Here is a 13234-nt window from a genome sequence, read left to right as displayed (position 1 = left end):
ACTTGGTATAGCCTCTGACCAATTGACAGTCTATTGGCTGCGGGTCACGAGGTTTATTAATGAACTGTGCATTTGCTTCGTACGATCAATTGCCAAGCGCTCATAATTCTCAACTATTACTATTAGGAGTCACTTCATGGTAAAATACGGCAAATTTGAAATGCCTCAAAGGATTACAGTTGACCAAGATTCTCCTGAATCCAATTATGCCCGTTACGCGGCTGAACCTTTTGAAAGAGGATTTGGACATACCATAGGTAACACATTGCGTCGCGTAATGCTGACTTCTTTGGAAGCACCAGCTATTATATCCGTACGCATTGAAGGAATTCCTCATGAGTATATGGCCATTGAGGGAATATCTGAAGATATGACCAATATCGTTCTGAACTTCAAAGGCGCTTTATTACGCAAACTTCCCATGGAGGACACTCCTAACTCCAGAGAAACTCGCATTCTGACGAAAATTGTCGAAGTAACACAAGACGATTTAGACCGCAATCAGGGGCAGTATAGTGTTACTTTAGGGGATGTTGTTCTAGAAGGAAACTTCGAAGTTGTCAATCCTGAGTTGCACTTGTTTACTGTGACAAAGCCAATGCGCCGTCAAGTCGACTTAAGAGTTGCATTCGGGCGAGGATATGTTCCTTCTGAGCGTCACGTCGTTCGCGATAAAACCTCAGACGAGATCTTAGTTGACTCAGCATTTTCACCCGTTCGCTTGGTCAATTACTTTGTCGAGAATACGCGTGTAGGTCAGGATACCGACTTTGATCGCCTCATCATGGAAGTGACGACAGATGGTCGTATTACACCTGCGGAAGCCTTAAGTTTTGCTGTTCAAATTGCTCTTAAGCACTTTGAAGTGTTTAACCAATTTAATAACTTCGCCCTTTCTTTTGATGAGAAGGGTGGTGATCGCGATGGTGATCAAGATGAGTTAATGGATAAGCTCTCTTTAGGGATTGATGAAATCGAACTTTCTGTCCGTTCGGCTAACTGCCTGACTGGCGCTAACATTGAAACACTCGCGGAATTGGTTTGCATTCCTGAACGTAGAATGTTAGAATTTAGAAACTTCGGTAAAAAATCCTTAAATGAAATTAAAGCTAAATTGCATGAAATGGGGTTGCACCTTGGCATGGACTTAGGCCGGTTTGGAATTTCACCTGACAATGTCAAGGAAAAAATCAAGCAATACCGCGAAGAAAAGAAAAAAAAGAAAGAATCAACAAAACACGAAGATGCTAAGTAGGTAAACAGTTATGAGACACCTAAATCAAACATGTAAGCTTGGCAGAACGACGTCTCATAGACGTTGCATGTTCGCCAACATGTTAAAATCTCTAATTACGAATGAGCGCATTCAAACAACGGTGCCTAAAGCAAAAGCATTGCGTCGCTACGCCGACCAGATGATCACTTTAGCTAAGAAAAACACCCTTGCTGCACGTCGCCAAGCGATTGCTGAGCTCATGATTCGCTTTAATCCTTTGACACCAAAGGAACAAAGAGCAGCTAAAGAAGGCAATACATACGCCTATAACGATGACCGTCTTGTCATTGGCAAGTTGTTTGACGAACTTGGAACACGCTTTGCTCAGCGCAATGGCGGTTACACTCGTATCGTTAAGCAAGGTCACCGCGTTGGCGATAATGCGCAAACATGCATTATCGAGTATCTTGCTGACTAATTATCTAAGACTTAAGCCAAAATTCCTTTTGGCTTAAGTCTTTTCTTTTTCACTCTTTTTCTCCTTACAGTACAAAGACCTCAATGCGTCAAAGAATGCCTCGAACAAATGCTTCTTGATTGATCTGTGGTAAGCAAGCTCCGCTAAGACATCAATAAGGTCGATTTCAACTGTTTGAAGCCATCCACTTATTTGGTCGGAAAGGCGGTAATGATTTCTCCCTTAGGACTTGTTACGACGCGCAACGTATGGGCTCTTTTGCCATTCGTCGCCCTGCCAATCGGCTTGTTAAACGTATATTCGTGCACTTTTTTTCCATTGACTGACGATTGGTTACTCCCTTGCTGAATCGCTTTAGTTGCCATGCTATTGAGTTTACTAATTGTCATCGACCGATTAAAACGAGAGGTTGGAGGCGTCGCTTGCGCATTGAACCAATGTCTGTCCTTGATATGCTTAATGCCGCCCGGAACAAACGGTGTCGTTTTTTTCCAAGAATGATTTTCGCTCTTGGCTTCTACTGAAAGCGAAATTATTAAACTTAAACTTAATAAAATTAGAATAAACCTTTTCATGACTCACCCTCTTAAAATTGAATTTTTAATATTAAGTCAGATTTGTGAATTTAAGATTAATAGCATGTGAAACAATCTTTTTGACTGGAGTGTCCCTAATTAAAGCCAGTCCTTGCAAAACTTTCAAAACCTGATTAAAGAAAAGGGGAGGTGAAGCCTCTTTCCTCAATGCTTTCACGAAGCGATAACCTATATAATTTGTGGAGCAAGGAAGGTTGAAGGGCGCGGATTTTGAAGTGGGGGGCGGTCAGTTGTATGCGGCATTGATTGAATGGGAGTTGGAGCAGATTGGGGGCATGGGCGTCTATTATGCTCCTCGCTCAAGCTGAGAGCCGCGATTATCACCTGTTTAAGTTTGCATGATCCATTTTCAGTAAGGCTATTTTATGCGAAAGAGCTGTTCTATCTTGAATAAGATGGATCCTCTTGATTTTTCCGATCAAATACTTGAGACTTTTCCTTTACATTCGACAAAAGATATTCTATTTTCAAACCAAATTATGAAAGGAGGCTTTATGACAATAAACATCGCCATCAACGGATTTGGAAGGATAGGAAGATTAGTCTGTCGCCTTGCTAGTGAGCGAGAAGACATCAATATTGTTGCTATTAATGACATTGTTCCTGCAGACAACCTTGCTTATTTATTAAAATACGATTCCATTCACGGCCGCTTTGAAGGAGAGGTCAGTGCTCAAGAAAATGCCATCATTGTGAATGGTCGCGAAATTCTGGTCTTTTCCGAAAAAGATCCCCAAAACCTGCCTTGGAAAGATTTGAAAGTAGACTACGTGATTGAATCGACCGGATTGTTTACGACACCAGAAACGGCTGGCAAGCATTTAACAGCCGGTGCACAGCGGGTCATCATTTCGGCTCCGGCAAAAGGCGATGTGCCGACGCTAGTGTTAGGAGTCAATGAAGAGTCGTACAATCCAGAGAAAGACCGCATTGTTTCCAATGCTTCTTGTACAACTAACTGTTTGGCTCCTATCACTAAAGTACTGCTCGACAAGTTTGGCATTGAAGAGGGATTGATGACGACTATTCATGCCATGACAGCCTCTCAGCCTACGGTCGATGGACCCTCTAAAAAAGATTGGAGAGGTGGAAGAAGTGCCGGGCAAAATATTATTCCAGCATCGACTGGCGCGGCTAAAGCCGTAGCTCTTTGTTTGCCGCAAGTTAAAGGCAAGTTAACGGGTATGGCTTTCCGCGTGCCGACAGCTGATGTATCGGCTGTAGACTTGACAGTCCGCTTAAGCCGTCCAACAACGTATGAAGAGATTTGCCAAGCCATGAAGGAAGCGGCGGAAGGTCCTATGAAGGGAATTTTGGCTTATTGCGATGAACAGGTCGTTTCGACAGACTTTATCAGCAGTACTTATTCGGCCATTTTTGATAAGGATGCGGGAATTGCCCTCAATCCAACTTTCTTCAAGGTAGTGGCTTGGTACGACAATGAAATGGGATATGCCTCCCGGGTTGTCGATTTAGTGATTTATATGGCTTCACGTGAAAGGACATTTGCCATCAAATAGGCAGACTTGTAAACTGAAGGTGAGTCTTATTTGGGTTTACAGAGAAGCGATAGGAATTTGATAGATGCCTTTTAATCCATTAAACTGACTTCTTTTTCTCTCTTTGCTTTCGCTGTAAACGCTTTTTCGCTGGAAACCCAGCAATGATGCGTATTAAACCCAACTGAAAAGGTGTTTGCTTTAGTCTTAAAAGACATCCGAACCGATTTGATTGTATGAAGGGGGTGTTGGCCAAGTTAGCTGCTTTAATTTAAGAAATTGCAAAATAATATTTAGCAGGATAGAGGGCCCATTTTAAAATTGGCATGACTATCTGTTTTGAAGAGTGCAAAACAATTAAGCAGGCTATGACTTGTGTCTCCTCTTGAAGAAGCCCGAGCAGATGCTTGAAAGGTAAACAGATTAAGTAATGGAAAAACTCAGAAGAAGGTTGGAAAACCGCTTGCAAGCTGAATTAGGCTGATCAATCAGCTCTTTTTTGGATTGTAGCGATTAGCTCAATTTTTAGATGAGATCCTTTGGAGGATGTACTCACTCATGAGACATGAATTGGCAAAACTCATTTATGGTCAGAACAAGGGTTTTAAGATCGATTTCAATTCAATCGAAATGCCTTGTCTATTGTAAACGAGCATGAGTGACCATACGGTCAGTGAATAAGCTTCAAAGCATTGCTTTGAAGGGATTAAAGATGTTAATCTTTTTGAAGATAGATTGCCATTAATACAGTCCATTAATGGCGTGTTTTACGTTAAACAGATCATTGAGATAAACAGTCTTTACCGGCCGTACAGTACAGTTCAAATTCCATTTTCCTTTTTTACAATCCCTTTCAAGGATAGATGCTTCGGCATTGGTCTTTTAGTCTATTCTATCCACCTTGTTGAGTTGGCTGAATAAATCTGAAGTTGTCTATGTATGATAGACGAAACACTTAACAATGGATGAATCAACGTGGATTTTACTCGAGAACCCATTATAGAAACGATCATTACTCCCAAGGAGGGGTATAAGCTAGTTGTCAGAAGCAGTAAAGGGACGGCTCAAGAAGAGTATTTTGTCGATGCAGTCGAAGTTGTCTCATTTGGTCATGCCTTATTTTTCCGTTCGATGGAAAGGCCTAAATCTTTTCTCGTACCCGTTGCTGACTATGAGATTTTAGAAGTTAGAGAAGCGCGCATGGTCCTGAAAAATGCAGGACTTGACCGCTCTATTAAAATTGGCGGTGGTAGAGAAGGCAATCTAAAAGCCAGCCGCGAAGCAGACAAGGGCGAAGTTGCCGTTGCCGAAGAAGAAGAAACAGTTGTAGAGCAAGAGGAAGCCCATCCTCAGCCAGCAGAAGCGGTTGCAGAAGCAAAATCTGATACACGCCTTGACAAAAAAAGGGATCGCCGACGCCATTACCGCAAGCGCCGAGGCTCAAGAGGTGAGGAACGAGAAGACGCACCTAAAGAGGAAGGAAATCCAGAAGTGGCACCACCTTCTATTCCACCACTCGAAGATGAAAAAATTCACATTCCTCCTCCAGAAGAAGGTGCTGAAGCGCAAGGAACGGCTCCTATGTCGTCAAGCCTCCTGTCTTCGCTGTTACAGCCTCCTCCAACGCTGATTTCAGAGACTATTAACCGCTATCGTGAAAATGCTCTCTTTAAAAATGCCTTTTTCTTGACCGAAGAAGAGCAATATAAACCTCATGACAAAGTGCATGAACTGCTCAATGAAGATGATGAAGAGGACTTCGCTCCTCCATTGCAAGAACCAACTTTTGCAAAAGAATCAGAGGTTGAGGCATCCACTGAACTAGCCTCTGGACAGGCTGACAATGCTCATTTTGAGCCTATGCATGAGCCGATGGAAGAAGAGGCTGTTCACGCTGAAGAAGCTGTAGAAAGCGAATCGATTATTGTTGAAGAAGTCTTCGTTTCTACGGAGCCTGCTTTTCAATTCGAGGAGATTCACCACGTGAGTCCGCACGTTGAAGAAGAGGAAGCCGTTAAAGATGCAAAAGAATCTCAGGCTGAACAAATGAGCCTGCCTCTTTTTGCCGAAGAAGAATCAACTGTAGAAGAGCCTACTTTTGCGGAAGATACAACTTTTAAAGAGGAAGAGCCGGATTCGGAAGAGCCTGTTCAAGCAGAAGAGAAAAGAGAAGAACACCCTTCTCATTGATTCTAAGGGGCCTTTTTCAGCAAGATTAAAAAAATGAAAAATCTTGCTGAAAAAGGGCTTGACTGTTTATTGCCTAAACGGTTAGATTATCCCTTCAATTTGCCCGGGTGGTGGAATGGTAGACACAAGAGACTTAAAATCTCTTGCTCTCTGTGGGCGTGAAGGTTCGAGTCCTTTCCCGGGCATGTTTAAGGCCGTTAGCGAACTAACGGCCTTTTCTTTTTCTTTTCTTTTCTTTTCTTTTTCTTTTTATCTCATACCCAACGTTTAGGTTCGTAACCTTCAAAAACTTCACTTGCCATTCAAAGATGCAGTATGAGGGGAAGTCTAGATGAAAGAAGTGTGTACTTCTTCTAATCCGCGGTAACCAATAATGTCTTTTTAAGGATGAGTTTTTAAACATGATGAATGGTAAGCTTGTCATACGCGCTGCAATGCCTGAAGATGGTAAGCAAATCGGGCAGCTTATTTTTGATACCGTTCGCACGATTAATTGCAAAGACTATAATCAACAACAAGTAGAGGCTTGGGTCCCGGATCCATTTATTTATGCTAGCTTTGAAGAAAGAGGAGCTTATGTAGCCGATTTAGAGGGACGAATTGTCGGTTTTGGCAACTTGACTATGGCTGGCTATTTGCATCGCTTCTATGTCCACAAAGATTTTCAAAGACAGGGTATTGGCCTTTTATTGCTAGAGGCATTGGAAGCTCGAGCACGGGCATTAAAATTAAAAGAGATGACAACTGAGGCAAGCATTACAGCGAAGTCTTTTTTTCTTGCGAGGGGTTGGAAGATACAAGCAAAACAAATCGTTGTATTGAGAGGCATCTCATTTATTAACTACAAGATGAGCAAAGCTCTGAGTTAATTTTTTCTCCGGCTCGTTCCGCTTTGATTTTTATGACATAGAATCATAGAAACCAAAACGATTGATCTTTAAATGCATGAGATCTTATGAAACCTGCAATAGTTAAATAAGAGCCTGAACGTTTGAGTTAAGAGAGTATGAGAGTATTATTCGCATTTTTTATCGTTCTATCATGCTATATCATGCTTTTGCTTGGACTCTTTCTTAAACAGAGAGAGCTTCTTTATTTCCCAAGTCAATTGTTACCAAGTCCGGCCGAAGCGGGAGTGGCTGAAATGAGAGTGGTTTCATTAAAGACGAGTGATGGATTGACTCTTAAGGCTTGGTACCGCCGCGCCCAAACAGCCGGATACCCGACGATTCTCTACTTACATGGAAATGCCGGCCACATTGGTAATCGAGGCCGAAGCGTCAAACCTTTCTTGAATGAGGGATATGGCGTGTTGCTTGTCACTTACCGCGGCTATAGCCAAAATCCAGGCGAGCCTTATGAAGAGGGATTCTATCGAGATGGCCGAGCGGCGCTCAAGTTTCTAAACGACCTTGGGATCGACGATCAACACATCATTCTTTACGGAGAATCAATTGGAACGGCCGTTGCCATTCAGCTGGCTTCTGAATATCAAGTAGCTGCTCTGATTTTACAGTCTCCTTTTTCTTCCCTGGCCGATGTGGCGCAGTTTCATTATCCTTACTTGCCGGTCAGGTGGTTACTCAAGGATCGGTTTGATTCAATCCAAAAAATCACGCGCATCCAGGCTCCCACATTAGCGATCTATGCAGAAAATGATGAAATCATTCCTCCTTCTCTCTCAAAGCAATTGATTGGAATGCTCAAGACAAACAAACAGATCCTATCAATTCCCAACGTAGCCCATAATGACCTCGAGTCAGATCTTGCAGTGCCCTTCATCAGGCAATATGTGAACAGTCAAAGACCACTTCGCTAATGCTCTATAGCTATGGCATATGACTATTTACAGATCTAAGAAACACTTAATTAGCGGCTATTCCAATAAGAAGATATTTGTTCTTATTGTTTGATTAATAGAATGGATTTTGAATGTTTAGTAAACAATGGAAATAATTACATCTTTATAATCGATTGAGTAAATAACTCTAACGATGATGTAAACAGTTTGATGCTTTAGAGGAGTCCTCTAAATATAGTTGAAGGTCGAAATATACTTGGATTAAACAGGTGCACCATTCTTCCTAAATTAAATAGGTCTTAAATAGTTGATTTGTTATATTGTTTTATTTGATTTAATTTTAAAAAATAATTGCGAGATAATATGTCTTTTCCATCCCTTACATTTTCTGAAAATAGCTCGGTTGCAGAGCTCGTAAGAGCTTCGGAGCGAGGCGTTCTTTTTTTTCATGCCCATAATCATCAAGGCTCTTATCAGCTGCTGACTTGTTCGATGAAGGAGCTCCATGAAAGCGGCGTTCGCCATTTTTACTTAGAAGTTCCTAAATTTTTAAATGAAGTATTTGAAGCCCACCGCAAAGGCAATCTGAAGCCATTCGAAGCCTGTCTTCTTAAATTCCAGGATGAACTCGTTCGGCGCGAGATCAAGGCTCTGGTAGAAGCTGCACACCACACAGGTATTAGTATCATCGCCGTAGATGCCAATGAGAATGTCAATACGGGAACAAAAATTGGGGAATCCAAGCAGACGAAGAAATTGATAGCTAAGCGGTTGAGCAATCCTGAGAAAATGGCGTCTGTGATTCAACATTTTGCTGGCATGCTCAAGCCCCAAGAAAAATTCTCAGGTCTATTCGGCAGTAATCATGTCGCTATCTGCCACCAGAAACCAAGCTTTCCATCGGTCTCAATCCTCGAACATAATCAGCTACCACCTTCTACTACCCATATAAATTATTCCCCGGAAGCCATCGAAGGTTTTAATGAACAAACCAACCGGTATTTAAAACAATTCAATGTAATCATGCTTGCTCCATCCAGCTTAGGCCAAGACGAGATCGATTTTACCTAGGAAGCGGCCCCTTCGAGCCTGAAATTCTTGAATCAACTCCTTGAAAGCTATCAATTAACCGCGTGCAAGGCTTATAAACACACGAAATCAGAGCAAATAGATGCAGTGATGGAATTCTCTTTGAATGAAAAAGAGTCTGCAATTAAAGCCTGGAAAAAAATTTGCGTTGAAATGGATCCCCTCCCAAAACTCGTAGCATTTGAATCTGATACAATTCGAATCATCTTTAAAAGTCTCGAAACAACAGCTGTTCTCAGACAGTTAGTTGCGGCAGTTATCGAATTAAAGAAAAAAGAGATGACCAACTAATATCTTCTATCTTTTATCTTCTATCTTTCGCCTCTCGAAATAATTATTTTGCGAGAGGCGAATGTTTATTCATCTTCTATAGATTTTTTTTATTTCCATAATCTTTATTCGTTTTCGATATCAAATAAGTTTTTATCAATCTTTTGTTTGATACTAATAAATCAGTGTTTTTTATTTTTAATATTTCTGTAATAACTGAATGTGTTAATATTGGGATAGATGGTTTTTTTAATTATAGATAAATTAATTTAATAAATTGCTTAAAAAAGGTGACTTTATGCCAGTTTCTAAAATTGGTTATAATTTTAATCAAACAGAGCAATTAAGTACTCTCCCTTCGCATCATCAAGTCAGCTTAGGATCTCCTTCTTCCGTTAATCCCCAGAATCTTTCTATTCAGCAGTTGTCGATGGGAACGTTTAAAAATCAAGAGCAGATCAGTAAGGCTCGCTTAAACCTCAAAGAACAGTATGCGGGTTTAAAGCAGAAGAAAATTTGCCTTGAAAAGAATCTGCATGAAAAGATGGGCGAGCTGGAGCTTGGCAAAGACAAGAAAGCTGGCCTCGAGCAGAAGTCTAAACTATTAGAAGTCGTTGTGGAAGAGCTTGAAAAGAGTGCCGGACATCTTGGGCAGACTCTTGAAGAAAAGAGCGTTCTCCATCAAGAGGAAAAAGAGCAGCTCAAGTTTTTGAAGGGAGAGCAAAAGGGAATTCGGGGTCAAGCGGCTGAGGCGCGTCAAGAAATGGATCTATTAAGAGAGCAGGTTCGAGGCATTCCTGTCAGGATAGAAGAGTGCCAAAAAGCCAGACGAGAATGTATGGAGGAAATCGATCTATTAAATGAAAGGCTTAGTGGAATACGAGAGACTCAAGCTGGGATCGAACAGGCGTCTAAGGAAGGGGAACCATTCAGGTTAACAAATGAATTGAAGCAGCAAACGAGCGAGCGCGCAGCTCTTAAAGATCAATTGGATGTACTTCAAGGCAAAGTAAAGGGAGAGAATCGTTGGTTTTCATCCATTCCAGTCATCAGATCGATCGCTAAGTTTATTCTGGGAATTGTTCATCGACCAGCTATTAGAGACTTGGAGAGCAAGCTTCAAGCCATTGATTCCAGACTGGTCTGCATTCAGCAAGCTATGGCTGAAAAAGAAAGAGAATTGACTGAGCAGCTCAGCATCATTAATACAGATATAGAGCATTTCACTGCATTGATTGAAAATAAGCAGCATACACGCGATCAGTCTGAAACCCAGCTTGGAGTTTTAAATTCCCAGTTGAGAGAAGCGAATGGAAGGGTTCATCACTTAGAAGCTTCTTTAGTCAGATTGACAACGGCTGAAGAAGAAGCCGGGAAAGAGATAAAAAATGTTAAAGGCAGATGTGACCGCTTGAATCAATCACTTGCCCAGCTGGCTCAAGATTTAAGCCTTGTGCAAACTTTTCTTGAAGGCAAAAGCGCTGCCTTAGATGAGAGCAAGCGTCACGTGAAGCAGCTTGATGAACAGGTATTAATTGAAGAGGGGATCGTTGAGCAGCTCCAGGCAGATGTCACTGTAGTTGAAAAAGAGCTCGCAGCGATAGAAGAGGGATTCCATGCTCTGGATGCAATCGAAAGGAGCTTGTCTCAAGAGGCGAAACCCTTGCAGTTCTCTTCCAAGCACGTTGCAAGGCAGGTCGACCAGAAGGCCACAACAGAGTTATCTCATGCGGCTCAGTTGGCAACCACAGTCTTGGAATCCAAGCCTGTACAGACAGCCGTGCCTACAGCGCCGATTGACAAGGCTTTTAAGGAATTAGGGGTTACGCTTTCTCACACGCCGCCAGTTGATGAACATGAACCACCAACCCCTTTGCAGCGCTTCGAAGCTCCTCAATTGCGAGCTATGGGGCATGATCCTGGGCGCCTTATTTCTTATGAATATAAAAACAAGCTGAGTGGTGCTGTTTATGGGCGCGATGTCGTTGAAAGAGAAGACGCAATTAAAGATTTGAATGCCAATCTTCTTCAGCAATTAAACCTGCTTAGAAGTGATTTGGAGATTAAGAAGGCTTCCTTTAAAGAAAATTCTTCTATACAACTGAGTGAAGCAATTGCTGATCTAGAGGCCGAAATTAAGTTGTGCGAACACTCTTTGAAAAATGCACAACAAGCGAAAGGGGAATTTGTTGGATCTCAATTTTTCCGAGATGAATTGCAAAACGTTGCCGATCACAGTACGGGCCAAAAGGATTATGCAGATCGCCTCAATGCCATTTGCTTGGGAGCTCCGGTTAACTTCCGTTACCAGAAATATGAGGGGGATGAGCGAGAGATTGGATTCTTTCGTCTCGGAGTGATGACCGATTTAAGAAATGGTTTTACAAATCTTGCTGAGCTAAAAGTGATTCATGCCGAATTGAAGAGCGGCCTCTCTTCCCCAACTCTCGAAAAGAAGTTATCTAAGCTTCGTGAAATGAGAAAAGAGTTGGCAATGCAGCCAGAAAGCAATAAAGCGAAAGTGTTGGCCATTGACTATGCCATCGAACAGCTTCAGCCTGAATATGTACGTCAAACCATACAGGAGAGACGCCATATTTTAAATAATCAGATGCTTCAGCTTGTCCAGGGACAGGTCGCAAGACAGCTGGTTGGCGTCGTAGGCAATCCCTCCCAAACCACATTCAGCGTCACACATTTGGGGCTTTTGAATCGAAAGACCGATAAGCAGGACCAGACGGGTTGGGCCCACAATGAAGCCTTTCAAATGACCGATATGCATGAGATTTTTGCCGAATTTGCAGGCAAGACATTGATTTTTGATGGTAAAGGGCCTGCCATCGATGCCGATGGACATGTGCACCTGGCACAAACACTTATTGATTTGTCGGGAAATCCCAGAAAGTTAAAGCTCGAAACCTCTTTTGTCAACATGACAGTTCAAGGCCATACGAAAAATGATGGCATCCAGCAAGAGATCAATAAAAAGAATATGACCAAGTTGCTTGAAGCAGCTGAAAAACAAGTCTTGAATAACCCTGGTGATAAAGAAATCCAAGAAGGGTTGGAGCTCCTCAATGCTGTTCAAAAGCAATTAGAGCAAGGAGAGTCTTCCTATTTGATGGCCGAAGCATTCAGTATCGCACTCATTAAATTAAAGTTTCCACTTTCAATGGGCTGTTTAAGCGCCAAAGATCGTACAGGTATGGTTGGAGGGCGTACAATCCTTAACTTTGTCAAAGAAAGCATGTATAAGGATCCCGCCTTGCAGTCAGAGGTCATGCCTAAAGGACTCAATAAGAAAGAACAGCTTCGCTTTAAGAAGGCCCAAGAACGAAAAGCCCAAATTCTTAAAGAACACGAGAAGCAGTTTAATAAAAAAATTATCAGCAAGTCGGGTTGTGCAGCTCTTGTTATTTATGACAACACGGGAATCAAAGTTCTGAAATGTAGCGCAGCTTACCTGCCAGGTATTACTGATGGGGCGGAAGGAAAGGCTCTTCGCTTAATCTATTATGTACAACAGGCAGGAACTGCTAGCAAAGGTGTGGCTAAGCTCTTAAGCAAATTGGGTGTTAAAGGAGTAGCGGTTCATTAAATAGCCTTAAATCAGTACGAATTGAATTCATTGTCGCTGTTTTCTGTTTCTTTAGTTTGTTTTTAAGCATTTTATTGAATAAAGCAAGGGGGACATATGTTACAGCTTAAAACATGGATAGTTGGATCAGTTGCCGTCGTCTCTTTGTCGAGCTTATGGGGTTTGCAGGCTGTAGAAGCCGTAGTTGAGCCAGTACCTCAAGTCATTGAAAAACCTGTTGTGATTCAACCCGTACCTGTTGAGGAAGGCGTCGTTCGAGAGGTGCCTTATGGTACAAGTGGTTCATTTGAGGAAGGCGTCATCCACCATGGGGATTGGCATGATGGCCATCACTGGGATCATCACGATGGAGGGCATTGGGATCGCCACCACGATTGGGACCACCATGATGGAGATCGCCATCACGGAGATCGCCATGACCATCACCATTCAGACCACCATGGTCATCATGATCATCATGGTCATGGACATCATGGAGACGGCCACCATAAATAAGA

General features: G+C 42.2%; 11 protein-coding genes and 1 tRNA gene. 11 read left to right on the top strand and 1 reads right to left on the bottom strand.

The features are described 5' to 3' along the window. Window positions 1–136 precede the first annotated feature (136 nt). Window positions 137–1255, top strand: a complete 1119-nt coding sequence (locus tag PNK_RS09615) for a DNA-directed RNA polymerase subunit alpha (RefSeq protein WP_079992895.1) — start codon at window positions 137–139, stop codon at window positions 1253–1255. 10 nt (window positions 1256–1265) lie between these two features. Then, a complete protein-coding gene (gene rplQ, locus PNK_RS09610) occupies window positions 1266–1694 on the top strand; it encodes a 50S ribosomal protein L17 (protein ID WP_032123932.1) in 429 nt (142 codons plus the stop codon). Between the two features lie 188 nt (window positions 1695–1882). Here the strand turns inward: rplQ and PNK_RS09605 are convergent, their stop codons facing one another. Next, window positions 1883–2269 (bottom strand): hypothetical protein, encoded by a 387-nt coding sequence (locus PNK_RS09605; protein WP_059061753.1) that lies wholly within the window; start codon window positions 2267–2269, stop codon window positions 1883–1885. 515 nt (window positions 2270–2784) lie between these two features. Here PNK_RS09605 and gap point away from each other — a divergent pair. The 9 genes from gap (at window position 2785) to PNK_RS13700 (ending at window position 13232) form a co-directional block, all read left to right on the top strand. Next, window positions 2785–3810: a type I glyceraldehyde-3-phosphate dehydrogenase gene (gene gap, locus PNK_RS09600; protein ID WP_032124341.1), complete on the top strand. Its 1026-nt coding sequence runs from the start codon at window positions 2785–2787 to the stop codon at window positions 3808–3810. A 954-nt stretch (window positions 3811–4764) separates the two neighbouring features. Next, window positions 4765–5979, top strand: coding sequence for a hypothetical protein (locus PNK_RS09590; protein WP_059061752.1), 1215 nt, complete (start codon window positions 4765–4767; stop codon window positions 5977–5979). Window positions 5980–6080: 101 nt separating this feature from the next. After that, a tRNA-Leu gene (locus PNK_RS09585) sits at window positions 6081–6164 on the top strand. Between the two features lie 216 nt (window positions 6165–6380). Then, window positions 6381–6848, top strand: coding sequence for a GNAT family N-acetyltransferase (locus PNK_RS09580; RefSeq protein ID WP_059061750.1), 468 nt, complete (start codon window positions 6381–6383; stop codon window positions 6846–6848). A gap of 137 nt (window positions 6849–6985) precedes the next feature. Further along, a complete protein-coding gene (locus PNK_RS09575; protein ID WP_059061747.1) occupies window positions 6986–7798 on the top strand; it encodes an alpha/beta hydrolase in 813 nt (270 codons plus the stop codon). A gap of 345 nt (window positions 7799–8143) precedes the next feature. Continuing rightward, on the top strand, window positions 8144–8851 hold the full coding sequence (locus PNK_RS09570; RefSeq protein WP_059061745.1) for a TraB/GumN family protein: 708 nt from the start codon (window positions 8144–8146) through the stop codon (window positions 8849–8851). A gap of 27 nt (window positions 8852–8878) precedes the next feature. Next, on the top strand, window positions 8879–9160 hold the full coding sequence (locus tag PNK_RS09565; RefSeq protein WP_059061741.1) for a hypothetical protein: 282 nt from the start codon (window positions 8879–8881) through the stop codon (window positions 9158–9160). A 277-nt stretch (window positions 9161–9437) separates the two neighbouring features. After that, complete coding sequence (locus PNK_RS09560; protein WP_059061739.1) at window positions 9438–12737, top strand: coiled-coil domain-containing protein; 3300 nt, start codon at window positions 9438–9440, stop codon at window positions 12735–12737. Between the two features lie 96 nt (window positions 12738–12833). Next, a complete protein-coding gene (locus tag PNK_RS13700; protein ID WP_059061737.1) occupies window positions 12834–13232 on the top strand; it encodes a hypothetical protein in 399 nt (132 codons plus the stop codon). Window positions 13233–13234 lie beyond the last annotated feature (2 nt).

Source organism: Candidatus Protochlamydia naegleriophila, assembly GCF_001499655.1.
In the GTDB taxonomy this organism is placed as follows: domain Bacteria; phylum Chlamydiota; class Chlamydiia; order Chlamydiales; family Parachlamydiaceae; genus Protochlamydia; species Protochlamydia naegleriophila.
Note: the sequence above shows the minus strand (reverse complement) of the source record. Positions and strands in the feature narration are given on the sequence as shown.

What these genes read in the sequence shown, in the direction of transcription:
- PNK_RS09615 (WP_079992895.1), top strand. Translation starts at nt 137, where the DNA reads ATGGTAAAATACGGCAAATTTGAAATGCCTCAAAGGATTACAGTTGAC.
- rplQ (WP_032123932.1), top strand. Translation starts at nt 1,266, where the DNA reads ATGAGACACCTAAATCAAACATGTAAGCTTGGCAGAACGACGTCTCAT.
- PNK_RS09605 (WP_059061753.1), bottom strand. Translation starts at nt 2,269, where the DNA reads ATGAAAAGGTTTATTCTAATTTTATTAAGTTTAAGTTTAATAATTTCG.
- gap (WP_032124341.1), top strand. Translation starts at nt 2,785, where the DNA reads ATGACAATAAACATCGCCATCAACGGATTTGGAAGGATAGGAAGATTA.
- PNK_RS09580 (WP_059061750.1), top strand. Translation starts at nt 6,381, where the DNA reads ATGATGAATGGTAAGCTTGTCATACGCGCTGCAATGCCTGAAGATGGT.
- PNK_RS09575 (WP_059061747.1), top strand. Translation starts at nt 6,986, where the DNA reads ATGAGAGTATTATTCGCATTTTTTATCGTTCTATCATGCTATATCATG.
- PNK_RS09570 (WP_059061745.1), top strand. Translation starts at nt 8,144, where the DNA reads ATGTCTTTTCCATCCCTTACATTTTCTGAAAATAGCTCGGTTGCAGAG.
- PNK_RS09560 (WP_059061739.1), top strand. Translation starts at nt 9,438, where the DNA reads ATGCCAGTTTCTAAAATTGGTTATAATTTTAATCAAACAGAGCAATTA.
- PNK_RS13700 (WP_059061737.1), top strand. Translation starts at nt 12,834, where the DNA reads ATGTTACAGCTTAAAACATGGATAGTTGGATCAGTTGCCGTCGTCTCT.